Raw genomic sequence first — 19,705 nt, 5'->3', positions numbered from 1 at the left:
CCGAGAATGACGGGCAACGCAACAAGGAGACTCCCATGGACAAGCTGTATCTCGAAGACCTGAAGGTCGGCGACCGTTTCCAGAGTGGCGAACACCTGCTCGACGCGGCGCAGATCAAGGCCTTCGCGCAGCAGTTCGACCCGCAGCCCTTCCACACCGACGAAGAGGCCGCCAAGAACACCTTCTTCGGCGGGCTGGCCGCGAGCGGCTGGCACACGGCGGCGCTCACGATGAAGCTGCTGGTCGACAGCGGCATCCCGCTGGCCGACGGCATCATCGGCTCGGGCGGCGAGCTGCAGTGGCCCAAGCCCACGCGGCCCGGCGACGTGCTGCATGTGGTGAGCGAGGTGGTCGACATCACGCCCTCGCGCTCCAAGCCCGGCCGTGCGATGGTCTCGATGCGTTGCCAGACACGCAACCAGCGCGGCGAGGTGCTTCAGTACTTCACGCCGAAGCTGGTGGTGCACAGCCGCACCGCGACGTCCTGAATCTCAGACGACGCGCAGGCCCAGCTCCTCGACCAGTGCGGCGGCCTGGCGGTGGGAGATGGTCGCGCCCTTGAACGGCGCGGCGTTGGCCAGCCGCAGGCCGCCCAGGTCCACGTCGCGCAGGTCGGCGCCTTCGAAGCGCGCCAGCTTCAGGTGCGCGTTGCGCAGGCTGCCGCCTTCGAAGATGGTCTCGCGGAAATCACAACCCGAGAGGTCGGCCTCCGACAGGTCGAGCTGCGCGAGCGTCTGCTTGCGGAACGACAGGCCGCGCAGGTGCGCGTCGATCAGCAACGAGTCCTTGAACACGACGCCCAGCGCCGACACCTCGCCGAAGTGCGCGCCCGTGAGCTTCACGCCCGTGAAGAGCGCCGAGGCCAGCTTGGCGCGCGCCCACTGCGTGTTGTTCAGGTCGCAGTCCTGGAAGCGCGCGTTCGTGAGGTCGGCCAGGCCGAAGTCGGCCTGGCGCGCGCGGCAACCAACCCAGCGCGTGTCCGCCAGCTGGGCGCGCTCGAACGAGGTTTCGGCGAAGCTGCACAGGGTGAACTGCGCGCCGCGCAGGTCGAGGCGCGACAGGTCGGCCTCGTCGAAATGGCAGCGTTCGAAATGCGGCGGCGTGTCGCGGCCCTGCAGGCAGGCCTGCAGCTCGGCGCGTGACCAGGTCTGGTCGGAAATCACTTCGGTCATTCGGGGCGGGAATCGGTCAACGCGCGCAGCTCTGCGGGGCTGAAGCCCGCCCGGCCGCGTGCTTCGAGGTTGAAAGGCGGCTTGTGGCGCGGCGCGTCGTAGCGCGCGACCAGGGCCGGGTAGTTGGCTTCGGCGTCGAGCCCGGCGCGTTCGCACAGCCAGCGGTACCAGTGGTTGCCGATGGCAACGTGGCCCACTTCGTCGCGCAGGATGATGTCGAGGATTTCCACGGCACGCAGCGCGTCGGGCGTATTCACGCGTTTCAGCTTGGACTGGATCAGCGGCGTGGCGTCGAGCCCGCGCGCTTCGAGCGTGCGCGGCACCAGCGCCATGCGCGCGAGCACGTCGTCCTTGGTCTTCTCGCACATGTTCCAGAGGCCGTCATGGCCCGGAAAGTCGCCGTAGCGCCAGCCCATGGCTTGCAGGTGCGTGTGCAGCAGCGTGAAGTGCTGCGCCTCCTCGTCGGCCACGCGCAGCCAGTCGCGGTAGTAGGCCTCGGGCATGCCGTCGTAGCGCCACACGGCGTCCAGCGCGAGGTTGATCGCGTTGAACTCGATGTGGCAGATCGAATGGATCAGCGCGGCGCGGCCTTCGGGCGTGAAGGGCGAGCGCTTCTGCACAGCCGTGGCGGCCACGCGCAGCGGGCGCTCCGGGCGGCCGGGCACGCCGTCGTCGTCGCCGGGCGTGCGCAGGGGCTCGAGTGCTATGAAAACAGTAGCTGCCTGTGCAGCCGTGGCGCGCGTGGCGGCCACCTTGTCGTCGGGGTCTGTCAGGCGCAGCGCGGCCAGCGCGCTCAATCGGGGGTGCATCCCTACAATTCTAGTTTTGCCCCTCCGGAGACAACCACGATGGCGATTTACGAATTGGATGGCATTGCACCGCGCCTTGGCGAAGGCGCATGGGTCGCGGACAGCGCCCAGGTCATGGGCAATGTCGAACTGGCAGAGAACGCGAGCGTCTGGTTCGGCGCCGTGCTGCGCGGCGACACCGAGGTGCTGACCATCGGGCGCAACAGCAACATCCAGGACCTGTCGGTGCTGCACGCCGACATCGGCTGCCCGCTGACCATCGGCGACAACGTGACGGTGGGGCACCAGGTGATGCTGCACGGCTGCACCATCGGCGACAACTCGCTGATCGGCATCCAGGCGGTGGTCTTGAATAACGCGAAGATCGGCCGCAATTCGATCGTTGGCGCCGGCAGCGTCGTGACCGAGGGCAAGGAGTTTCCCGACAACTCCCTCATCATCGGCTCGCCCGCCAAGGTGGTGCGCACGCTCGACGATGCGGCCGCCGCCAAGCTGCGCCAGAGTGCGGAGCACTACGTAGAAAACGCCCATCGCTTCGCGAAGGGCCTCAAGAAAATTGGCTAACCCCCAGGCTTGCCCACTTCGTGTGGCCTCCTACCCCCTTGCAGGGGGCAATACCTGCGGCCCGGCAAAGCCGGTTCCGCGGTATTCCACGTGAAGACAGCCTAATTGAGAGAAAGATGATGTTTTGAGCGAGCTGCACAAATTCCTGTTCGATGGCCTGCCGGTGCGCGGCATGATCGTGCGCCTGACGGATGCGTGGCAGGAGATCCTTGCGCGGCGCGCCTCCAACACGGCCACCGGCCCGTACCCGCCGCCGGTGGCCGAACTGCTCGGCGAGATGACGGCCGCGGCCACGCTGATGCAGGCCAACATCAAGTTCAACGGCGCGCTGATCCTGCAGATCTTCGGCGACGGCCCCGTGAAGGTGGCCGTGGCCGAGGCCAAGCCCGACCTGAGCCTGCGCGCCACCGCCAAGGTCATCGGCGACCTGCCGGCCGACGCGCGCCTGCCCGACATGGTCAACGTGAACAACAAGGGTCGCTGCGCCATCACGCTCGACCCGAAGGACAAGCTCCCGGGCACCACGCCGTACCAGGGCGTCGTGCCGCTGTTCGGCGACGACGGCCAGAAGCTGGGCAAGCTCAGCGACGTGCTGCAGCACTACATGCTGCAAAGCGAACAGCTCGACACCACGCTGGTGCTCGCCGCCGACGACAAGGTGGCGGCCGGCCTGCTGATCCAGCGCCTGCCCATCAAGGGCGAGGGCAACCTCGAAGGCACCTCGCAGCAGACGCACGACGAGGCGCACCAGGACCAGATCGGCCGCAACGAGGAATACAACCGCATCTCGATCCTGGCGTCGAGCCTCACGCGCGACGAGCTGCTCACGCTCGACGTCGAGACCATCCTGCGCCGCCTGTTCTGGGAAGAGAAGCTGCTGCGCTTCGAACCGCAGGCCGGCCTGCTGGGCCCGCACTTCGCGTGCACCTGCGGCCGCGAGCGCGTGGCGCAGATGATCCGCGGGCTCGGCGTGGAAGAGGCCGAGGAAATCCTCGCCGAGCGCGGCGACATCGAGGTCGGCTGCGACTTCTGCGGCAAGCAGTACCGCTTCGACGCGGTCGATACCGCGCAGCTGTTCAAGCCGCTGGGCGACCAGCTGCCGGGCAGCCCGGTCGTCCAGTAAGCGCGACGCGGTTCAAGCGGGCTGCGGCGGTTGCCGCAGCACCTTGACCATCGCGGCCAGGCGCTCGTTGCCCAGGCCCGCGCGCAGCGCGCGCTCGAACTGACCCATCAGGAAATCCGGAAAGCCCGCGTCGAGCTGCGCCTCGCGCGCCTGCTTCACGAACAGCCGGCCCGAGCCCGCGCAGGTGGCCATCGAGCTCTCGGGCTCGCCGTACCGGCCGGCGTGGATCGCCTCGCCCTCGGCCTGGATCATTTCGCCGAGCACCGGCGAGATCGCGCCGATCATCTGCGCGAAGCCGTCCACCGGCAGCCCTTCGGCTTCGCAGATGCGCACGCCGTGGAAGAACCCGCTTATCGCGCCGAACATGCACGACAGCGTGGCCAGGTCCCAGGCCGCAGCGTTGCCGATCGGCTCGCCCATGTGCTGGATGTTGCCGGCGATGGCTTCGAGCAGCGGCCGGCAGGCGGCGAGGGCGCGTGCTTCGCCGGAGATGAAGAGCGGCGTGTCGGGCCGGCCGATCTGGCCCGGCGTGGCGAGCAGGGCGCCGTCGAGGTACGCCACGCCGCTGAGCGCGGCCCAGTCGTCGCGCGCGTCCTGCGGCGTGCCGGTGCTCAACTGCACCAGCACCTTGCCGCGCAGCGCGTCGTGAACGCCGGGCGTGGCGAGGATGGCGCGCGACGCCGGGTAGTCGGCCACGCAGACCAGCACCACGGGGCTGGCCTGCACGGCGGCCAGGGCCGTCGGTGCCAGCACCGTGCCCTGGTTCAGGAGGGGCGTCGCGCGCTCGGCGGTGCGGTTCCACACCGTCAGCGTGAACTTCGACGATTGAAGGGCGCGCGCGAGGGCGATGCCCATGGGGCCGAGGCCGATGAGGGAAACGTCGGTCATGTGAGGTCCTTGGTGAGAGATCGGATCAGGCGGCAGTCGGCGTCAGGCCCTGGCCCAGCCCGCCATCGACGGTGAGGCGTGCGCCCGTCGTGAAGGTCGCCTCGAAGGCGAAGAACAGCACCGCGCGCGCCACTTCGGCCGAGGTGCCGTGGCGCCGCATCGGCGTGATCTGGTCGCCCAGGCGCATGAACTCGGCGCGTTCTTCGGCGCTCGCATCGGTCACGCCGAGCGTGGGCGTGTCGATGAAGCCGGGGCTCACCACGTTCACGCGGATGCCGCGCGTCACCAGCTCCGCCGCGAAGCCCGAGGCCATCGAGCGCAGCGCGGCCTTGGTGGCGCTGTACACGCTCATGCCATGCATGCCGCCTTCGTCTGCGATGGACGAGGTGAAGACGATGGCGCTGCCCGCCGGCATCAGCGGCGCCAGGCGCTGCACGGTGAAGAACGGGCCCTTGGTGTTGACGGCGAAGGCGCGGTCGTAGCCGGCCTCGGTCACCTGCTCGAAGGGTTCGAGCGACGAGATGCCCGCGTTGATGTGCAGCAGGTCGATGCGGCCGAAGCGCTTGCGCACGGTGGCGGCCAGTGCATCGATGTCGGTCAGCGAGGCCGTGTCGGACGCGAGCACATGTGCGCGCGCGCCGAAGGGGCCGAGCACGCGGCGTGCGGCCTCCAGGTTCTGCGGGTTGCGGCCGGTCACGAGCACGTCGGCGCCGCCGTCGAGCAGCGCCTGCGCAGTGGCCAGGCCCATGCCGAGGGTGCCGCCGGTGATGACGGCCTTCTTGCCTGCGTAGGGTGTAGATGAGGTGGTGTTCATGGCCGTCGATGATCCGGATCGCACGGCTTGCGGTCGCGCACGTTCAGCCGTGGGGGAGCACAAACGGTCGACGGCAAGCACGCCGCCCGCGGCCCATAATGTTTCGATGAGCGATACCGATCTGGACACCGATCTGCACGGGCACGGTGGTGCGGCGTCCGATGTGGCGCTGTCGGCCGACAGCTTCGTCGCGCCGCCCGCCACCGACAGCCTGCGCGTCGACGTGCGCCAGACCCCCGGCGGCGTGGTCGGCTACGAGGCGCTGCCCGATCACCGCCTCAAGCTGCACGCGGGCGCGCCGGTGGCGGGCGCCTGCCAGTTCCACCGCTTTCTCTACACGCGCGGCGACCTCGACATCCTGCCGGCCGGCAGCACCGACATCTGGCACGAAGAGTCGCCGAGCACCTCGGTCGTGGTGCGCATGGCGCCCGCGCTGCTGGTGCGCACGGCCGACGAGATGGGCCTGCCGGCCGAGCGCGCGGTGCTCGGCGAGCGCCACCAGTTCCGCGACCCGCAGATCGAACACATCGCCTGGGCGCTCGACGCCGAGCGCCGCGCGGGCTTTCCCAATGGCCGGCTCTACACCGACAGCCTGGGCACCGCGCTCGCGGTGCAGCTGATCGCGGCCGGCCCGCAGGTGGCGCCGTCACCCGCGCAGGGGCTGACCCGACTGCAACTGAAACGCGTCACCGAGTTCATCGAGGCGCACCTGGACGGCGACCTGTCGCTGGCCGCACTGGCCGAGGTCGCGGGCCTGAGCGCCTCGCACCTGAAGACGCAGTTCAAGCGCTCCACCGGCCAGGCGGTGCATGCCTACGTGGTGCATCGCCGCGTCGACCGCGCGCGCAGCCTGCTGCTCAACAGCGAGATGCCCGCCAGCCTCGTGGCGCTCGAGAGCGGTTTCTCGCACCAGAGCCACATGGCGCGCTGCATGCGCCGCGTGCTGGGCCTCACGCCCGGCGAGGTGCGGCGCGCGGCCTGAGCTCAGCGCGCTTCGTCGTCGAAGCCGCTGAACGCGATGTCGGGTGCGCTCGTGTTGTGCTTCGAGGGCAGGCTGCGGCCGAAGCGCACCTGCGTGGCGTTCAGCGTCTTCACCTCGGGCAGCGGCAACGCCTGCTCGGCCGCCTGCGGCGAGGCCTGCCAGCGCACCTCGCTCATGTCGGCGTTGTCGGGCGCCACGTACATCGAGCGCAGCACCGCGAAGGGTTGCTTCGCACTTGCTGTGGGTTGGGAGAGCGTCACGTCGAGCGCGGTGCGGGTGCGGCTGATCTCGGTCACGCGCGCCACGGCGCTGCCGCCGTCGGCGAAGCGCAGATGGATGGCCAGCGGCTGGGGCACGACGCGGATCGACGCGATGTCCACCACCGGTCGCCCGGCCTGCACGACGGGGCCGAGCAGGAACGACGAGCCGTACACACCATCGCCGAAGCGCGCCTCGGGCAGCGGCTTGAGGCGCCAGTAGCCGTCGGAGGGATAGAGCACGATGGCCTCGAGCGCCTTGCCGTTTTCCTTCTTGAACACCTGCAGCAGATGAAAGCCGCGGTCGTGGCGCGCGCCGACCTGCACCGGCACGCGCGCCGGACGCCAGAAGGTCGGCAGCGTCATGCCGACGATGCGCCACTGCGCGTTGTCGAGCAGCACGACGGTGCGTTGCTTGAAGCGATGGGCCGGGTCGGTGGGGTGGGCGCCGCCGTCGAAGTTGCAGCCCGAGAAGTCGGGTGCGGTGACGTCGTTGCCGATGGTGCCGAGGTAGCTCGGCTGCAGCGCTTCGATGCGCAGGCGGCGGATGCCGTCGCCGCGTAGCACCATCGACACGTTGTCTTCCTCGGCGCAGGCCGTGGGGGTGGTGGCGTTCTCGACGGTGGCGGCCACGGGGGCCGCAGAAGCCGTGCCGGCGGTCAGCAGCAGGGCGAGGAAAGCGGCGGCGGGAGCGCGCGAGGCAGTGCGCGCAGCAATCGAAACGGGCATCGGGTCTCCGTTAAAGGGGAGAGGGCGCGCGAACGCGCAGGAGCCGAAAGGCTCAGGTGGGGTCGCGGCGCGCCATCAGGTCGCTGAAGAGCTTATGTTCGCATTCCGAGTCGGAGCACTTCTCGCAAGGCCATGTCCACGAGGCGGGCTTGGCGTCTCGGCGGGTGCGCGTGCGGGCACGGCCTTCGCTGCCGGCGATGGTGTTGATCGCATTCCATGCGTTCGCCAGCCGCTCGCCGCCGCTGCCGTGCACCACCGCATACGAGAGCCCGGCGCGCGAGAGCGCGGCGCGCACCAGCGTGTCGGTCGGCTGGCGCGCGTGCGGGCCGTCGCGCATGTCGTCGGCCACCCAGGGCAGGTCGAGCGCGGTGAGCAGCGTGATGGCATAGCGCCGCTGCGCGGCCAGGGCGCTGTCGTAGAGCGAGGTATCGGCGAACAGCTGCTCGCTGTAGACCGCCGTCATGAGCGCCGTGGTGTCGGCCACCACCACGCCCGTGGCGGCGGCGGTGTCGATGCGGCGCCTCTGTTCGTCGGCGATGGCCTGCTGCTCGTCGGGGCGCGGCGTGCGGCCTTCGCGTTCGCACCATTCGCGCAGGTACTCGCCCACCAGCGTGACGGGCGTGCCGCGGTCCTGCAGGCGCTGTGCGATGGCGCGCGAGAGCTCGGTCTTGCCGGTGCTCTCGGCGCCCACGAGCGCGATGACGCAGCCGGTCGGCAGGTTCGGCGTCATGCCGGCACCGCCTTCGCCGTGGCCTTCGGCAGGCGTCGCTGCCATGCCAGGAAGCCGGCCACGCTGAGCACGGCGAACACCGCGTACAGCGCCGTCGTGAGCCACAGGCCCTTGTGGATGAACAGGCCCACGCTGACCACGTTCACGGCCAGCCAGATGAGCCAGTTCTCGATGAACTTGCGTCCGAGCAGGAACTGCCCGACCAGGCTCAGGCCGGTGACGAAGCCGTCCCACCAGGGCACGTCGGTGTTGGTGAAGCGACGCAGGAAGAGGGCGACCACGGGCCACGCAATGGCGCAGGCCACGAGGGCGTACGCGGTGCCGCGCGGCGACAGCCGGCTGACCCGCAAGGCGCTGCCGTCGGCGCGGAAGCCGCGCAGCCATTGCGCCCAGCCCCACAGGGCGACGAAGGCAAAGAAGACTTGGAGGGAGGCGTCGCCGTAGATGCGTGCGTTGGCGAACACCACCACGTAGAGCAGCGAGCTGACGATCGCCAGCGGCCAGCCCCAGTGGATCTCGCGCATGTTGCAGCCCACCATCACGAGCGCGAGCGCGGAGGCCACGAGCTCAAGCCAGGTGACGGGAGAACCCCACAGCGCAAAGGCGGAGGCCGAAAGGAACTCGGGGAGGAGGTTCACACCGAGGCTGTGCGTCTTTCGGGTCGCTCTGTGAACCTCACACGGTCTGGTCGTGGGACACCGCGGAACCGGCTTTGCCGGGCCGCTGGTGTCGCCCCCTGGAAGGGGGTTGGCGAAGCGACACGAAGTGCGCGGAGACTGGGGGTCATCCGATTACCTCGCGATCTGCACGAAGACTTCGTTCGGTTTGACCATGCCGAGTTCCGCACGCGCGCGTTCCTCGACCATCTCGAGGCCGTCTTTCAGGTCATTGACCTCGGACGCCAGCCGCTCGTTGTTGAGGGCGGCCTTGGCGTTGGCGTCCTTCTGGTCGGCCAGCTGGGTTCTCAGCTGGGCGACCTCGCGCACGCTGCCGCGCCCGTTCCACAGCTGCCACTGCAGGATGACCAGCAGCAGCACCAGGATGAGAGGAGGGACGAAGCGCGCGCGCATGCAGGCTGCGAGGCGCTACTTGAGGTTGTAGAACGCGCCGCGGCCCGGGTAGACGGCGATGTCGCCGAGGTCTTCTTCGATGCGCAGCAGCTGGTTGTACTTGGCGATGCGGTCCGAGCGCGACAGCGAGCCGGTCTTGATCTGGCCGGCGTTGGTGCCCACGGCGATGTCGGCGATGGTGCTGTCTTCGGTTTCGCCCGAACGGTGCGAAATGACGGCCGTGTAGCCCGCGCGCTTGGCCATCTCGATGGCGGCGAAGGTTTCGGTCAGCGTGCCGATCTGGTTGATCTTGATCAGGATCGAGTTGGCGATGCCCTTGTCGATGCCTTCTTGCAGGATCTTGGTGTTGGTGACGAACAGGTCGTCGCCCACCAGCTGCACGCGCTTGCCCAGGCGTTCGGTCAGGTGCTTCCAGCCGTCCCAGTCGCCTTCGTGCATGCCGTCTTCGATGCTGATGATCGGGTACTTGTCGACCCAGGTCGCGAGCATGTCGGTCCAGCTCTCGGCCGTGAGCGACAGGTTTTCGCCCGACAGCACGTACTTGCCGTCCTTGTAGAACTCGCTGGCCGCGCAGTCCAGGCCCAGGGCGATCTGTTCGCCGGCGGTGTAGCCGGCCTTGTCGATGGCTTCCAGGATCAGCTGGATGGCCGCTTCGTGGCTCTCGACGCTGGGGGCGAAGCCGCCTTCGTCGCCCACGGCGGTGCTGATGCCGCGGTCGCCCAGGATCTTCTTCAGGGCGTGGAACACCTCGGCGCCGTAACGCACGGCCTCGCGGAAGCTCTTGGCGCCCACGGGGATGATCATGAACTCCTGCAGGTCCAGGCTGTTGTTGGCGTGCGCGCCGCCGTTGATGACGTTCATCATCGGCACCGGCAGCTGCATGCCGCCCATGCCGCCGAAGTAGCGGTACAGGGGCAGGCCCGACTCTTCGGCCGCGGCGCGGGCCACGGCCATCGACACGGCGAGCGTGGCGTTGGCGCCCAGGCGGGCCTTGTTGTCGGTGCCGTCCAGGTCGATCATCGTGCGATCGAGGAAGGCCTGTTCGCTGGCGTCCAGGCCCAGCACGGCTTCCGAGATCTCGGTGTTGATGTTCTCGACGGCCTTCAGCACGCCCTTGCCGAGGTAGCGGCTCTTGTCGCCGTCGCGCAGCTCGATGGCCTCGCGCGAACCGGTCGAAGCGCCCGAGGGCACGGCCGCACGGCCCATGGTGCCCGACTCGAGCAGCACGTCGCACTCGACGGTGGGGTTGCCTCGGCTGTCGAGAATTTCGCGGCCGACGATGTCAACGATTGCACTCATCTCTATCTCTTTCTCTGGGTCTCTTGGTGGAGTGGACTGGCAAAAAACGGAATCAAAGGCCTTCGACCGCGATCATGTTCATGATGGCGGCGCCGGCACGCGCTTCACGCGCCTTCAGGTATTCGGGCGTCTCGTAGAAGGCCTTGGCCTTCTCGAAGCTGGGGAATTTGAGCACGACGACGCGGGTGGGCTTCCAGTCGCCTTCGAGCGGCTGCACCTGGCCGCCGCGCACGCAGACTTCGGCGCCGTGCGCCTGCATCGCGACGCTCGACCACTTCTTGTATTCCTCGTACTGCGTCGGGTTGGTGACTTCGACGTGGGCAATGACGTAACCGCTGCTCATGCTTGAAAACTGTCCTCGAGGAATGCGTTTTTCTTGGTGACCCGGTCGAGCGCGACGAGCGTCTCGAGCAGGGCCTTCATGTGCTTGAGCGGCACGGCGTTGGGGCCGTCGCTCAGGGCTTTGTTCGGGTCGGGGTGCGTCTCCATGAAGAGACCGGCCACGCCCACGGCCACGGCTGCGCGCGAGAGCACCGGCACCATTTCGCGCTGGCCGCCCGAGCTGGTGCCCTGGCCGCCGGGCAGCTGCACCGAGTGGGTGGCGTCGAACACCACGGGCGCCTTCGTCTCGCGCATGATCGCGAGCGAGCGCATGTCCGACACGAGGTTGTTGTAGCCGAAGCTGGCGCCGCGCTCGCAGGCCATGAAGCTGTCTTCGTCCAGGCCGGCTTCCCTGGCGGCAGCGCGGGCCTTGTCGATCACGTTCTTCATGTCGTGCGGCGCGAGGAACTGGCCCTTCTTGATGTTCACCGGCTTGCCCGACTGCGCCGCGGCGTGGATGAAGTCGGTCTGGCGGCACAGGAAGGCGGGCGTCTGCAGCACGTCGACCACCTTGGCGGCCTCGGTGATGTCCTCGTGGGTGTGCACGTCGGTCAGCACGGGCAGGCCGAGTTCGCGCTTCACCTTGGCCAGGATCTCGAGGCCCTTGTCGCGGCCCGGGCCGCGAAAGCTCGTGCCCGAGGAGCGGTTGGCCTTGTCGAAGCTGCTCTTGAAGATGAACGGGATGCCCAGCGACGCCGTGATTTCCTTCAACGCGCCGGCGGTGTCCATCTGCAGCTGCTCGGATTCGACCACGCACGGGCCGGCGATCAGGAAGAAAGGCTGGTCCAGCCCGATGTCGAATCCGCAAAGCTTCATGCCACTGCCTTGAGCGTCTTGTTGGTGCTGCCCGCGCCCTTGTCCTTGTGGTCGAGCGCCGCCTTGATGAAGGCGTTGAACAACGGATGGCCGCCCCACGGCGTTGACTTGAACTCGGGGTGGAACTGCACGCCCATGAACCACGGGTGCACGTTCTGCGGCAGCTCGACGATTTCGGTCAGGTGCTCGCGCTGCGTGAGCGCCGAGATCACGAGGCCGGCGTTGCGCAGCTCGTCCAGGTAGTTGACGTTGGCTTCGTAGCGGTGGCGATGGCGCTCGGTGACCACGTCGCCGTAGATGCTGTGCGCCAGCGTGCCGGGCGAGACGTCGGAGCTTTGCGCGCCCAGGCGCATGGTGCCGCCGAGGTCGGACTTCTCGTCGCGCGTCTTCACGGTGCCGTCGCGGTCCTTCCACTCGGTGATCAGGGCGATCACGGGGGTGGGCGTTTCCGGGTCGAACTCGGTGCTGTTGGCGTTCTTCAGGCCGGCCACGTGGCGGGCGTACTCGATGGTGGCGACCTGCATGCCCAGGCAGATGCCCAGGTAGGGCACCTTCGATTCGCGGGCGAAGCGGGCGGCCGAGATCTTGCCTTCCACGCCGCGCTGGCCGAAGCCGCCGGGCACCAGGATGGCGTCGTACTTGGCCAGGCGCGACACGTCTTGCGCCGAGATGGTCTCGGAGTCGATGTAGTCGATCTTCACGCGCGCATGGTTCTTCATGCCGGCGTGACGCAGCGCCTCGTTGAGCGACTTGTAGCTGTCCGACAGGTCGACGTACTTGCCGACCATGGCGATCGACACTTCCTGTTGCGGATGCTCGACCTCGTACACCAGCTCGTCCCAGCGCGTGAGCTTGGCCGGCGGGGTGTTGATGCGCAGCTTGTCGCAGATCAGGCCGTCCAGGCCCTGTTCGTGCAGCATGCGGGGCACCTTGTAGATGGTGTCCACGTCCCACATGGAGATCACGCCCCATTCGGGCACGTTCGAGAACAGCGAGATCTTGGCGCGCTCGTCGTCGGGGATCGGGCGGTCGGCGCGGCACAGCAGGGCGTCGGCCTGGATGCCGATGGCGCGCAGTTCCTTGGCGGTGTGCTGCGTGGGCTTGGTCTTGAGCTCGCCGGCAGCGGCGATCCAGGGCACATAGCTCAGGTGCACGAAGGCCGAGTTGTTCGGGCCCATGCGCAGGCTCATCTGGCGCACGGCTTCCAGGAAGGGCAGCGACTCGATGTCGCCCACGGTGCCGCCGATTTCGACGATGGCCACGTCCACTTCATGCGCTGTGCCGATGCCGGCGCCGCGCTTGATGTATTCCTGGATCTCGTTGGTGATGTGCGGAATGACCTGCACCGTCTTGCCGAGGTAGTCGCCGCGGCGTTCCTTCTCGAGCACGGTCTTGTAGATCTGACCGGTCGTGAAGTTGTTGGCCTTGCGCATCCGCGTGTTGATGAAGCGCTCGTAGTGGCCGAGGTCGAGGTCGGTCTCGGCGCCGTCATCGGTGACGAACACTTCGCCATGCTGGAACGGTGACATCGTGCCGGGGTCGACATTGATGTACGGATCGAGCTTGATGAGGGTGACTTGGAGGCCGCGCGATTCGAGGATCGCGGCGAGCGAGGCGGAGGCGATTCCCTTGCCAAGGGAAGATACGACACCACCGGTGACGAAGACAAATTTGGTCATGCCAGTTCCGGACGCGTGAATCCGGGCAGTGGGAAATTGCGATTATAGGTGTCCCCTTTGTGCCTCCACGGCCGAAGGCCATCCCATTCCTGATCTTGTCGGTATGTGAGCAACAATATGTCCCATGCAAGATCTCGCCGGCAAACACATCGTCCTCGGACTCACAGGGGGCATCGCCTGCTACAAATCGGCCGAGCTGTGCCGGCTGCTCGTGAAGGCGGGCGCCACCGTCCAGGTCGTGATGACCGAGGCGGCCGAGCAGTTCATGACGCCGGTCACCATGCAGGCGCTCTCGGGGCGCACCGTCTACACCTCGCAGTGGGACGCCCGTGAGCCCAACAACATGCCGCACATCAACCTGAGCCGCGAGGCCGATGCGATCGTGCTGGCGCCCTGCAGCGCCGATTTCATTGCGCGGCTGGTGCAGGGCCGCTCCGACGAGCTGCTGAGCCTGCTGTGCCTGGCGCGTCCGACCGAGCGCGTGCCGCTGTTGATCGCCCCGGCCATGAACCGCGAGATGTGGGCCCATCCGGCCACGCAACGCAATCTGATGCAGGTGTCGGCCGACGGCGCGACCGTGTTGGGTGTGGGCCGCGGCTGGCAGGCCTGCGGCGAAACCGGCGACGGGCGCATGCTCGAACCGGCGCAGTTGCTCGAGGACATCACGGCCTTCTTCCAGCCCAAGCTGCTGGCGGGGCAGAAGGTGCTCGTCACGGCCGGCCCGACCTTCGAGGCGCTGGACCCGATCCGCGGCATCACCAACCATTCGTCCGGCAAGATGGGTTTCGCCATCGCCCGCGCGGCGCGCGAGGCCGGTGCCGAGGTCACGCTGGTGGCCGGCCCGGTGCACTTGCCGACCCCGCGCGGCGTGAGCCGCATCGACGTGCTGTCGGCGCAGGAGATGCTCGAAGCCACCACCCGTGCTGCGCAGGCAGCTAGCATTTTTGTAGCAACGGCCGCCGTGGCCGATTGGCGCCCGGCGACGCACAGCGACCAGAAGATCAAGAAGGACGGCAGCGGCCAGACGCCGGTGCTGCACTTCGTCGAGAACCCAGACATCCTGCTCACGGTGGCAAAAAGCGAGCGCGCGCAGGCCAGGAAGCTGTTCTGCGTGGGCTTCGCCGCCGAGAGCGAGAACCTCGCCGAGCACGCCAAGGCCAAGCGCGAGCGCAAGGGCATTCCGCTGCTGGTGGGCAACATCGGCCCGCTGACCTTTGGGCAGGACGACAACGCACTGCTGCTGGTGGACGCGAAGGGCGTGCGCGAGTTGCCCCGCGCGCCCAAGCTCCGGCTGGCGCGCGAGTTGATGACGGAGATTGCCGCGCGACTTCCTGATTGGAGGGCCTGATGAACACCGAATCCAACACACCACCCAACGGCGATTTCGCCCGCTACGTGGAGCAGCTGTCGGCGCGGGCCGGCCAGTCGGCGCGCGTCCCGGGCAAGGAGTCCGAGCACGGGTTGGACGTGGGCATGACGCCTTCGCCCGGTGCGCAGGGCACCGTCGCCACGCGGCGCGAATCGCCGGGTGGCGAGGCCGCGAAGGCTGACGGCACCAAGGCCATCCCCCTGGGCACGCTCAAGGTGCTGGCTGGCATGGGGGCGATGGTGTTCCTGGTGCTGTGGGCCATTGGCGTGCCGCTCTCCGTGCTCGTCCTGGGCGCGGCCGCGGCCGCCTGGTTCGGCAAGCGTTTTCTCAAGGGGCTCAACCTGAGGCCCGGGGTCGCCAAATGGCAGCAGTTGCTCGAAGAGGCCGCCCGCAAGCAAAAAGAACAGCAACAGAAGTAACCAAGGCAGCAAGTCAGTGAAAGTAGACGTCCGAATCCTCGATCCGCGCATGGTGGATCAATTGCCCGCGTATGCCACCCCCGGAAGTGCCGGCCTCGACCTGCGGGCCTGCCTCGATGCCCCGGTCACGCTCGAACCCAATGCCTGGCAACTGGTGGGCACCGGCATCGCGATCCACCTGGCCGATCCGGCCTATGCCGCGCTGATCCTGCCGCGCTCGGGCCTGGGCCACAAGCACGGCATCGTGCTGGGCAACCTCGTCGGCCTGATCGACAGCGACTACCAGGGCGAGCTGAAGGTCAGCGCCTGGAACCGCAGCAACACGCCCTTCGTGCTGCAGCCGATGGAGCGGCTTGCGCAGCTGGTGATCGTGCCGGTGGTGCAGGCGCAGTTCCGCGTGGTCGCCGAGTTCGAGGCCTCGCAACGCGGCGAGGGCGGCTACGGTTCGACCGGCAAGCACTGAGCCTTTGCCCCGGCAAAGCTGAAGGGCACCTGAGTATCCAAGGCGTAAAGAACGGAACCGCCGGCGCGTGGTTCGTCTCGAAGGTTTCAGCGTGTGTCTTTCGTCATCGCGGCTTCGGCTGAAACGTTAGACACAGGCAGGCATGCAGCCCGTCCGGGCGCGTGCTGTTTTCTTCGAGGAGCCTCTTTCATGAACATCTCAATGCGCTTCATTTCCGTCACGGCGTCCGTGCTCGCACTGGCCACGCTCACGGCCTGTGTCGCGCCGGCCCCGGTCTACCAGACCTCGCGCTACCCCTACCAGGCCCCGCCGCGGGCGATCCAGTACCAGGAAGCGGCCTACGTCGAGTACGGCCACGTGGCCAACATCGAGGTGCTGCGCAGCGAAACCGCAGGCGTCGGCACCACGGGTGGCGGTGCCATCGCGGGCGGTCTCATCGGCGGCGTGGTGGGCAACCAGTTCGGACGCGGCAACGGCCGTGCCGCAGCCACCGCGCTCGGCCTCGTGGGCGGCGCCTTGCTGGGCAACACCATCGAGGCCCAGCAGAACGGGCCGCGCGCCTACGAGAGCTACCGCGTCTCGGTGCAGACCGACCGCGGCGGCTACCGCGCCTTCGACGTGCAAAACCCGGGCGACCTGCGCATCGGCGACCGCGTGCGCATCGACAACGGGCACATCTCGCGCATGTAAGCGGTCGGCCGCGCGCGCAAAGAAAAAAGCCGGGCACTGCCCGGCTTTTGCTTTGTGGAGTGGCGTGGTTTCAGTGCAGCATCTGGCCGCCCGGTGCCATCGGCGGGACCTTGAAGAAGGCAGTGCCTGCCGTGCCGCGGCCGACTTCTTCTTCGGTGGCTTCGCGCACCGAACGCACCGTGATGTCCAGGCGGATCGCGATGCCCGCCAGCGGGTGGTTGCCGTCGAGCACGAGGTGGTCCGGGTAGATCTCGGCCACGGTGTAGATCGCATCCTTGGGGATGCCGTCGCTCACGCCCTTGGGCAGGGCGGAACCGTCGAAGGTCATGCCTTCTTCGGTGCCTTCGGGGAACAGCGTGCGCGGCTCCAGGAAGAGCAGCTGGTCGTTGAAGTCGCCGAAGCCCTGTTCGGGTTCGATCTGCAGTTGCACGCGCGCGCCGGGCTCATGGCCCTGCAGGGCGGCCTCGATCACGTCGAAGAGGTCGTCGCCGCCCACCATGAATTCCACCGGCTCGTCGAGCACGTCCAGCACATCGCCGAGCGTGTCTTTCATGGTCCAGGTCAGGCCGACCACGCATTGTTCAGAGATTTCCATTGCAGAATTCTCCCATGGAGATCAATCAACCGCTGCCCTTGCTTGGCGGCCTGAGTCCCGCGCAGTTCATGCGCCGGTACTGGCAAAAGAAACCCCTGCTGATCCGGCAGGCCGTTCCCTCGATGGTGCCACCGATCGACCGCCAAGCGCTGTTCGCGCTGGCGGAGCGCGAGGGGGTCGAGTCGCGCCTGATCCGGCATGGGAAGGCCGGCTGGTCGCTCAAGCACGGCCCGCTGACCCGCCGAGCGCTGCCGCCGCTGAAGCAGCCGGGCTGGACGATGCTGGTGCAGGGCGTCGACCTGCACCACGACGGCGTGCACGAGCTGCTGCGGCAGTTCCGTTTCCTGCCCGATGCGCGCCTGGACGACCTGATGATCAGCTACGCGAGCGACACGGGCGGGGTCGGTCCGCATTTCGACAGCTACGACGTGTTCCTGCTGCAGGCGCAGGGCCAGCGCCGCTGGTCCATCGGCAAGCAGTCCGATCTGCGGCTGCAGCCCGACGTGCCGCTCAAGGTGCTCGAGCACTTCGAGCCCGAACAGACCTTCGTGCTCGAGCCCGGCGACATGCTGTATCTGCCGCCCAAATACGCCCACGACGGCGTGGCGGTGGGCGACGACTGCATGACGTACTCGATCGGGCTGCGCTCGTCCGCCGTGGGCGAGCTGGGCGCCGACCTGCTGGCGCGCGTGGCACAGGCGTATGCCGAAGACCTGGAAGACGCGGGCCCGGCTGAACTCGCGCGTTACCGCGATCCGTCGCAGCCTGCCGTGGAAGCCCCGGCCGCGATGCCGGCCGCGCTGCAGGACTTCGCACGCAAGGCCGTCGAGGCCGCGCTGCGCGACCCCGACGCCATCGACCGCGCGCTGGGCGAATCGCTCACCGAGCCGAAGGCCAACGTCTGGTTCGGCGAGGGCAACGAAGTGCCCGAGGTGCTGCGCGCGGTCGCGCTCGATCGCCGCACGCGCATGCTCTACGACGCGCGGCACGTCTACATCAACGGCGAGAGCTTCCGCGCGGGCGGGGCCGACGCCACGCTGATGCGGAGGCTGGCCGACCAGCGTGCGCTCGGTGCGCGCGAACTGGCCCGCGCCAGCGAGGGCGCGCGGGCGCTGCTGGGCGAGTGGTGCGAGGCGGGCTGGCTGCATGCCGAATGAAGGCGTCGAGCCGGTCCTGAGCGAAGGCCGCTTCGACGGCCTCGAGGCGTTCGCCGACCTCGTTCGCGGGGCCTTGTCCGCCGCTGCGCACCAGGGCTGGAACGAGATCGTCTTCAGCGACCCCGACTTCGCCGACTGGCCCCTGGGCGAGCGCGCCAGCATCGAGGCGCTGCAGGCCTGGTCGGCCAGCGGGCGCCGCCTGTTGCTGCTGGCAGGGCGCTTCGACTTGATCGAGCGCGGCCACGCGCGCTTCGTGACATGGCGCCGCACCTGGGACCACATCGTCGAATGCCGCGCGGCAGGTCGCTCAGGCACGGCAGAGGAGGTGCCCAGCGCCCTGTGGACGCCCACCTGGTGCTTGCACCGCATCGACCCCGAGCGCAGCCGCGGCGTCTGCAGCAGCGAGCCGCGCGCGCGACGGGCACTGCGCGAAAGCCTCGACGAGCGCTGGCGCCAGGGCCGACCGGCCTTTCCCGCCTCCACGCTCGGCTTGTAAGCCAATGCCGCAAATACACCCCCGCGACATATCCGGGCGGGGTTGGCGGTCTAGAATTTTTTGGTTCCAGACCTTCATTGCCAAAGGAGTCCTCATGAAGAAGTCGTCGTCCGTCCTGATTGCCTCGCTGATCGCCGCTGCCGCCCTGGTGGCCTGCGGAAAGAAAGAGGACGCCGCCCCCGCGGTCGTGACCCCGCCGCCCGCTCCCGTGACCGAACCCGCACCCGCCGCACCGCCAGCCGCCGCGCCTGCATCGGCACCGTCGGCCGCCGCCTCGTCGGCCCTGGACGCCGCCAACGCCGCGACCGAGGCCGCCAAGAAGGGCGAGGCACCGAAGCAGTAATTCCGCTGCCAGGTCCGCACCATGCAAAAAGCCGCCCTCGGGCGGCTTTTTCATTGGGGGAGGGCGATGCCCCGCCTGCTCAGACGTCGAGCCAGGGTGAGCCCTCGGCGGCGGTGGCCGTGAGCATCTCGGCTTCGTCGCCGCCCAGCGCCTCGGCCATCAGGCGCCGCACGATCTCGGGCCGGTTGTTCTGCTCGCTCAGGTGCGCCGCGACCACGTGGCGCAGCCCGTCGTGAAGCACGGCGCGCGCGATCTCGGCCGCCGCGGTGTTCGACAGGTGGCCGTAGTTGCCGCCCACGCGCTGCTTCAGGAACGGCGGGTAGGCCGAGCCGGCCAGCAGGTCGCTGTCGTGGTTGAACTCCAGCAGCAGTGCATGCGCGCCGCGCAGCCGGGCCAGCACGTGGCTGGTGGCGTGGCCCAGGTCGGTCAGCACGCCCAGCGTGCGGTTGCCGTCGGTGCAGCGCAGCTGCAGCGGCTCGCGGGCGTCGTGGGGCACGGTGAAGGGCTGCAGGCAGAGGTCGCCGACGGTGAACTCGGCATCGTCGCGCGCCAGGTGCAGGCGGCCTTCGTAGTCGCGGCCGCCGGTCGCGAGCCAGGTGCCTTCGCTCATCCAGACCGGGATGCGGTCGCGCAGCGACAGGGCATGGGCGCAACCGATGTGGTCGCCATGCTCGTGGGTGATGAAGACGGCGTCGAGGTCTGCGGCAGCCAGGCCCGCCTGGGCCAGGCGCCGGTCGAGCTGGCGGATGCCGAAGCCGCAGTCGACGAGGAGGCGGGTGGTGCGGCCGGCGCTGGTCGTTGCTTCGACCAGCGCGGCGTTGCCCGTGCTGCCGCTGCCGAGGCTTCGGAAGCGGAGCATG

25 protein-coding genes are annotated in these 19,705 nt (G+C 68.4%); 11 read left to right on the top strand and 14 right to left on the bottom strand.

Features of this window, described 5'->3' with window-relative positions; all coding sequences use genetic code 11:
* The first annotated feature begins 35 nt into the window (after nucleotides 1-35).
* Entirely contained in the window at nucleotides 36-488 is a 453-nt protein-coding gene (locus AC1RLW_RS08965) for a MaoC family dehydratase (protein WP_062474638.1), read from the top strand.
* Between the two features lie 3 nt (nucleotides 489-491).
* Here the strand turns inward: AC1RLW_RS08965 and AC1RLW_RS08960 are convergent, their stop codons facing one another.
* Nucleotides 492-1,172, bottom strand: a complete 681-nt coding sequence (locus AC1RLW_RS08960) for a pentapeptide repeat-containing protein (RefSeq protein ID WP_493192829.1) — start codon at nucleotides 1,170-1,172, stop codon at nucleotides 492-494.
* Entirely contained in the window at nucleotides 1,169-1,981 is an 813-nt protein-coding gene (locus tag AC1RLW_RS08955) for a ferritin-like domain-containing protein (RefSeq protein ID WP_493192828.1), read from the bottom strand. Before AC1RLW_RS08955 ends, AC1RLW_RS08960 begins: the two co-directional genes overlap by 4 nt.
* Nucleotides 1,982-2,020: 39 nt before the next feature.
* Between AC1RLW_RS08955 and AC1RLW_RS08950 the strand changes: the two genes are divergently transcribed.
* The gene (locus tag AC1RLW_RS08950) at nucleotides 2,021-2,545 is read left to right on the top strand and encodes a gamma carbonic anhydrase family protein (protein ID WP_159272463.1); all 525 of its coding nucleotides are present in this window, start codon (nucleotides 2,021-2,023) and stop codon (nucleotides 2,543-2,545) included.
* Nucleotides 2,546-2,669: 124 nt separating this feature from the next.
* On the top strand, nucleotides 2,670-3,668 hold the full coding sequence (hslO, locus tag AC1RLW_RS08945) for an Hsp33 family molecular chaperone HslO (RefSeq protein ID WP_062474645.1): 999 nt from the start codon (nucleotides 2,670-2,672) through the stop codon (nucleotides 3,666-3,668).
* A 12-nt stretch (nucleotides 3,669-3,680) separates the two neighbouring features.
* Here the strand turns inward: hslO and AC1RLW_RS08940 are convergent, their stop codons facing one another.
* Entirely contained in the window at nucleotides 3,681-4,556 is an 876-nt protein-coding gene (locus AC1RLW_RS08940) for an NAD(P)-dependent oxidoreductase (RefSeq protein WP_493192827.1), read from the bottom strand.
* Nucleotides 4,557-4,581: 25 nt separating this feature from the next.
* Nucleotides 4,582-5,370, bottom strand: a complete 789-nt coding sequence (locus AC1RLW_RS08935; RefSeq protein ID WP_493192826.1) for an SDR family oxidoreductase — start codon at nucleotides 5,368-5,370, stop codon at nucleotides 4,582-4,584.
* 106 nt (nucleotides 5,371-5,476) lie between these two features.
* Between AC1RLW_RS08935 and AC1RLW_RS08930 the strand changes: the two genes are divergently transcribed.
* Complete coding sequence (locus tag AC1RLW_RS08930) at nucleotides 5,477-6,352, top strand: AraC family transcriptional regulator (RefSeq protein ID WP_493192825.1); 876 nt, start codon at nucleotides 5,477-5,479, stop codon at nucleotides 6,350-6,352.
* A 2-nt stretch (nucleotides 6,353-6,354) separates the two neighbouring features.
* Here the strand turns inward: AC1RLW_RS08930 and AC1RLW_RS08925 are convergent, their stop codons facing one another.
* The 8 genes from AC1RLW_RS08925 to pyrG all read right to left on the bottom strand — a co-directional run bounded on the left by AC1RLW_RS08925 (nucleotide 6,355) and on the right by pyrG (nucleotide 13,313).
* Nucleotides 6,355-7,338, bottom strand: a complete 984-nt coding sequence (locus AC1RLW_RS08925) for a hypothetical protein (protein ID WP_493192824.1) — start codon at nucleotides 7,336-7,338, stop codon at nucleotides 6,355-6,357.
* Nucleotides 7,339-7,390: 52 nt separating this feature from the next.
* Nucleotides 7,391-8,068: an AAA family ATPase gene (locus AC1RLW_RS08920; protein WP_493193068.1), complete on the bottom strand. Its 678-nt coding sequence runs from the start codon at nucleotides 8,066-8,068 to the stop codon at nucleotides 7,391-7,393.
* On the bottom strand, nucleotides 8,065-8,706 hold the full coding sequence (gene pnuC, locus AC1RLW_RS08915; RefSeq protein WP_493192823.1) for a nicotinamide riboside transporter PnuC: 642 nt from the start codon (nucleotides 8,704-8,706) through the stop codon (nucleotides 8,065-8,067). The genes AC1RLW_RS08920 and pnuC overlap by 4 nt, the downstream gene beginning before the upstream one ends.
* A gap of 153 nt (nucleotides 8,707-8,859) precedes the next feature.
* Entirely contained in the window at nucleotides 8,860-9,138 is a 279-nt protein-coding gene (ftsB, locus tag AC1RLW_RS08910) for a cell division protein FtsB (RefSeq protein WP_062474651.1), read from the bottom strand.
* Between the two features lie 15 nt (nucleotides 9,139-9,153).
* Complete coding sequence (gene eno, locus AC1RLW_RS08905) at nucleotides 9,154-10,437, bottom strand: phosphopyruvate hydratase (RefSeq protein ID WP_062474653.1); 1,284 nt, start codon at nucleotides 10,435-10,437, stop codon at nucleotides 9,154-9,156.
* A 52-nt stretch (nucleotides 10,438-10,489) separates the two neighbouring features.
* Nucleotides 10,490-10,780 (bottom strand): DUF1330 domain-containing protein, encoded by a 291-nt coding sequence (locus AC1RLW_RS08900; RefSeq protein WP_062474654.1) that lies wholly within the window; start codon nucleotides 10,778-10,780, stop codon nucleotides 10,490-10,492.
* On the bottom strand, nucleotides 10,777-11,634 hold the full coding sequence (gene kdsA, locus AC1RLW_RS08895; RefSeq protein ID WP_493192822.1) for a 3-deoxy-8-phosphooctulonate synthase: 858 nt from the start codon (nucleotides 11,632-11,634) through the stop codon (nucleotides 10,777-10,779). The genes AC1RLW_RS08900 and kdsA overlap by 4 nt, the downstream gene beginning before the upstream one ends.
* A complete protein-coding gene (pyrG, locus tag AC1RLW_RS08890) occupies nucleotides 11,631-13,313 on the bottom strand; it encodes a CTP synthase (RefSeq protein ID WP_070059524.1) in 1,683 nt (560 codons plus the stop codon). The genes kdsA and pyrG overlap by 4 nt, the downstream gene beginning before the upstream one ends.
* Nucleotides 13,314-13,437: 124 nt before the next feature.
* Here pyrG and coaBC point away from each other — a divergent pair, with 124 nt between their 5' ends.
* From coaBC to AC1RLW_RS08870, 4 genes are all read left to right on the top strand, one after another.
* A complete protein-coding gene (gene coaBC / locus AC1RLW_RS08885) occupies nucleotides 13,438-14,661 on the top strand; it encodes a bifunctional phosphopantothenoylcysteine decarboxylase/phosphopantothenate--cysteine ligase CoaBC (RefSeq protein WP_493192821.1) in 1,224 nt (407 codons plus the stop codon).
* The gene (locus AC1RLW_RS08880) at nucleotides 14,661-15,101 is read left to right on the top strand and encodes a hypothetical protein (protein WP_493192820.1); all 441 of its coding nucleotides are present in this window, start codon (nucleotides 14,661-14,663) and stop codon (nucleotides 15,099-15,101) included. Before coaBC ends, AC1RLW_RS08880 begins: the two co-directional genes overlap by 1 nt.
* A gap of 16 nt (nucleotides 15,102-15,117) precedes the next feature.
* Nucleotides 15,118-15,564, top strand: coding sequence for a dUTP diphosphatase (gene dut, locus AC1RLW_RS08875; protein WP_062474662.1), 447 nt, complete (start codon nucleotides 15,118-15,120; stop codon nucleotides 15,562-15,564).
* 189 nt (nucleotides 15,565-15,753) lie between these two features.
* Complete coding sequence (locus AC1RLW_RS08870; RefSeq protein WP_062474665.1) at nucleotides 15,754-16,254, top strand: glycine zipper 2TM domain-containing protein; 501 nt, start codon at nucleotides 15,754-15,756, stop codon at nucleotides 16,252-16,254.
* Nucleotides 16,255-16,324: 70 nt separating this feature from the next.
* On the opposite strand, the gene AC1RLW_RS08865 is transcribed toward AC1RLW_RS08870, so the two are convergent.
* Nucleotides 16,325-16,849, bottom strand: coding sequence for an FKBP-type peptidyl-prolyl cis-trans isomerase (locus AC1RLW_RS08865; protein WP_369647612.1), 525 nt, complete (start codon nucleotides 16,847-16,849; stop codon nucleotides 16,325-16,327).
* Between the two features lie 14 nt (nucleotides 16,850-16,863).
* On the opposite strand from AC1RLW_RS08865, the gene AC1RLW_RS08860 reads away from it, so the two are divergent.
* From AC1RLW_RS08860 to AC1RLW_RS08850, 3 genes are all read left to right on the top strand, one after another.
* A complete protein-coding gene (locus AC1RLW_RS08860; protein ID WP_493192819.1) occupies nucleotides 16,864-18,006 on the top strand; it encodes a JmjC domain-containing protein in 1,143 nt (380 codons plus the stop codon).
* The gene (locus tag AC1RLW_RS08855; RefSeq protein WP_493192818.1) at nucleotides 17,996-18,502 is read left to right on the top strand and encodes a hypothetical protein; all 507 of its coding nucleotides are present in this window, start codon (nucleotides 17,996-17,998) and stop codon (nucleotides 18,500-18,502) included. The genes AC1RLW_RS08860 and AC1RLW_RS08855 overlap by 11 nt, the downstream gene beginning before the upstream one ends.
* A 94-nt stretch (nucleotides 18,503-18,596) precedes the next feature.
* Nucleotides 18,597-18,845 carry a hypothetical protein gene (locus tag AC1RLW_RS08850; RefSeq protein ID WP_056583267.1) on the top strand — a complete coding sequence of 83 codons (249 nt, stop codon included), beginning with the start codon at nucleotides 18,597-18,599 and terminating at the stop codon, nucleotides 18,843-18,845.
* Between the two features lie 79 nt (nucleotides 18,846-18,924).
* Here AC1RLW_RS08850 and AC1RLW_RS08845 read toward each other — a convergent pair whose 3' ends face one another.
* Nucleotides 18,925-19,704, bottom strand: a complete 780-nt coding sequence (locus tag AC1RLW_RS08845) for an MBL fold metallo-hydrolase (RefSeq protein WP_493192817.1) — start codon at nucleotides 19,702-19,704, stop codon at nucleotides 18,925-18,927.
* Nucleotide 19,705: the final 1 nt, after the last annotated feature.

The sequence above is a fragment of the Variovorax sp. GW822-FHT04A09 genome (genome assembly GCF_058801005.1).
This window is presented reverse-complemented; position numbering and strand designations above follow the sequence as displayed.

Excerpts from the sequence above, each read along its gene's own strand:
- AC1RLW_RS08965 (WP_062474638.1), top strand. The coding sequence starts at position 36 with ATGGACAAGCTGTATCTCGAAGACCTGAAGGTCGGCGACCGTTTCCAG.
- AC1RLW_RS08960 (WP_493192829.1), bottom strand. The coding sequence starts at position 1,172 with ATGACCGAAGTGATTTCCGACCAGACCTGGTCACGCGCCGAGCTGCAG.
- AC1RLW_RS08955 (WP_493192828.1), bottom strand. The coding sequence starts at position 1,981 with ATGCACCCCCGATTGAGCGCGCTGGCCGCGCTGCGCCTGACAGACCCC.
- AC1RLW_RS08950 (WP_159272463.1), top strand. The coding sequence starts at position 2,021 with ATGGCGATTTACGAATTGGATGGCATTGCACCGCGCCTTGGCGAAGGC.
- AC1RLW_RS08940 (WP_493192827.1), bottom strand. The coding sequence starts at position 4,556 with ATGACCGACGTTTCCCTCATCGGCCTCGGCCCCATGGGCATCGCCCTC.
- AC1RLW_RS08935 (WP_493192826.1), bottom strand. The coding sequence starts at position 5,370 with ATGAACACCACCTCATCTACACCCTACGCAGGCAAGAAGGCCGTCATC.
- AC1RLW_RS08930 (WP_493192825.1), top strand. The coding sequence starts at position 5,477 with ATGAGCGATACCGATCTGGACACCGATCTGCACGGGCACGGTGGTGCG.
- AC1RLW_RS08925 (WP_493192824.1), bottom strand. The coding sequence starts at position 7,338 with ATGCCCGTTTCGATTGCTGCGCGCACTGCCTCGCGCGCTCCCGCCGCC.
- AC1RLW_RS08920 (WP_493193068.1), bottom strand. The coding sequence starts at position 8,068 with ATGACGCCGAACCTGCCGACCGGCTGCGTCATCGCGCTCGTGGGCGCC.
- ftsB (WP_062474651.1), bottom strand. The coding sequence starts at position 9,138 with ATGCGCGCGCGCTTCGTCCCTCCTCTCATCCTGGTGCTGCTGCTGGTC.
- eno (WP_062474653.1), bottom strand. The coding sequence starts at position 10,437 with ATGAGTGCAATCGTTGACATCGTCGGCCGCGAAATTCTCGACAGCCGA.
- AC1RLW_RS08900 (WP_062474654.1), bottom strand. The coding sequence starts at position 10,780 with ATGAGCAGCGGTTACGTCATTGCCCACGTCGAAGTCACCAACCCGACG.
- kdsA (WP_493192822.1), bottom strand. The coding sequence starts at position 11,634 with ATGAAGCTTTGCGGATTCGACATCGGGCTGGACCAGCCTTTCTTCCTG.
- pyrG (WP_070059524.1), bottom strand. The coding sequence starts at position 13,313 with ATGACCAAATTTGTCTTCGTCACCGGTGGTGTCGTATCTTCCCTTGGC.
- coaBC (WP_493192821.1), top strand. The coding sequence starts at position 13,438 with ATGCAAGATCTCGCCGGCAAACACATCGTCCTCGGACTCACAGGGGGC.
- AC1RLW_RS08880 (WP_493192820.1), top strand. The coding sequence starts at position 14,661 with ATGAACACCGAATCCAACACACCACCCAACGGCGATTTCGCCCGCTAC.
- AC1RLW_RS08870 (WP_062474665.1), top strand. The coding sequence starts at position 15,754 with ATGAACATCTCAATGCGCTTCATTTCCGTCACGGCGTCCGTGCTCGCA.
- AC1RLW_RS08865 (WP_369647612.1), bottom strand. The coding sequence starts at position 16,849 with ATGGAAATCTCTGAACAATGCGTGGTCGGCCTGACCTGGACCATGAAA.
- AC1RLW_RS08860 (WP_493192819.1), top strand. The coding sequence starts at position 16,864 with ATGGAGATCAATCAACCGCTGCCCTTGCTTGGCGGCCTGAGTCCCGCG.
- AC1RLW_RS08855 (WP_493192818.1), top strand. The coding sequence starts at position 17,996 with ATGCCGAATGAAGGCGTCGAGCCGGTCCTGAGCGAAGGCCGCTTCGAC.
- AC1RLW_RS08850 (WP_056583267.1), top strand. The coding sequence starts at position 18,597 with ATGAAGAAGTCGTCGTCCGTCCTGATTGCCTCGCTGATCGCCGCTGCC.
- AC1RLW_RS08845 (WP_493192817.1), bottom strand. The coding sequence starts at position 19,704 with ATGCTCCGCTTCCGAAGCCTCGGCAGCGGCAGCACGGGCAACGCCGCG.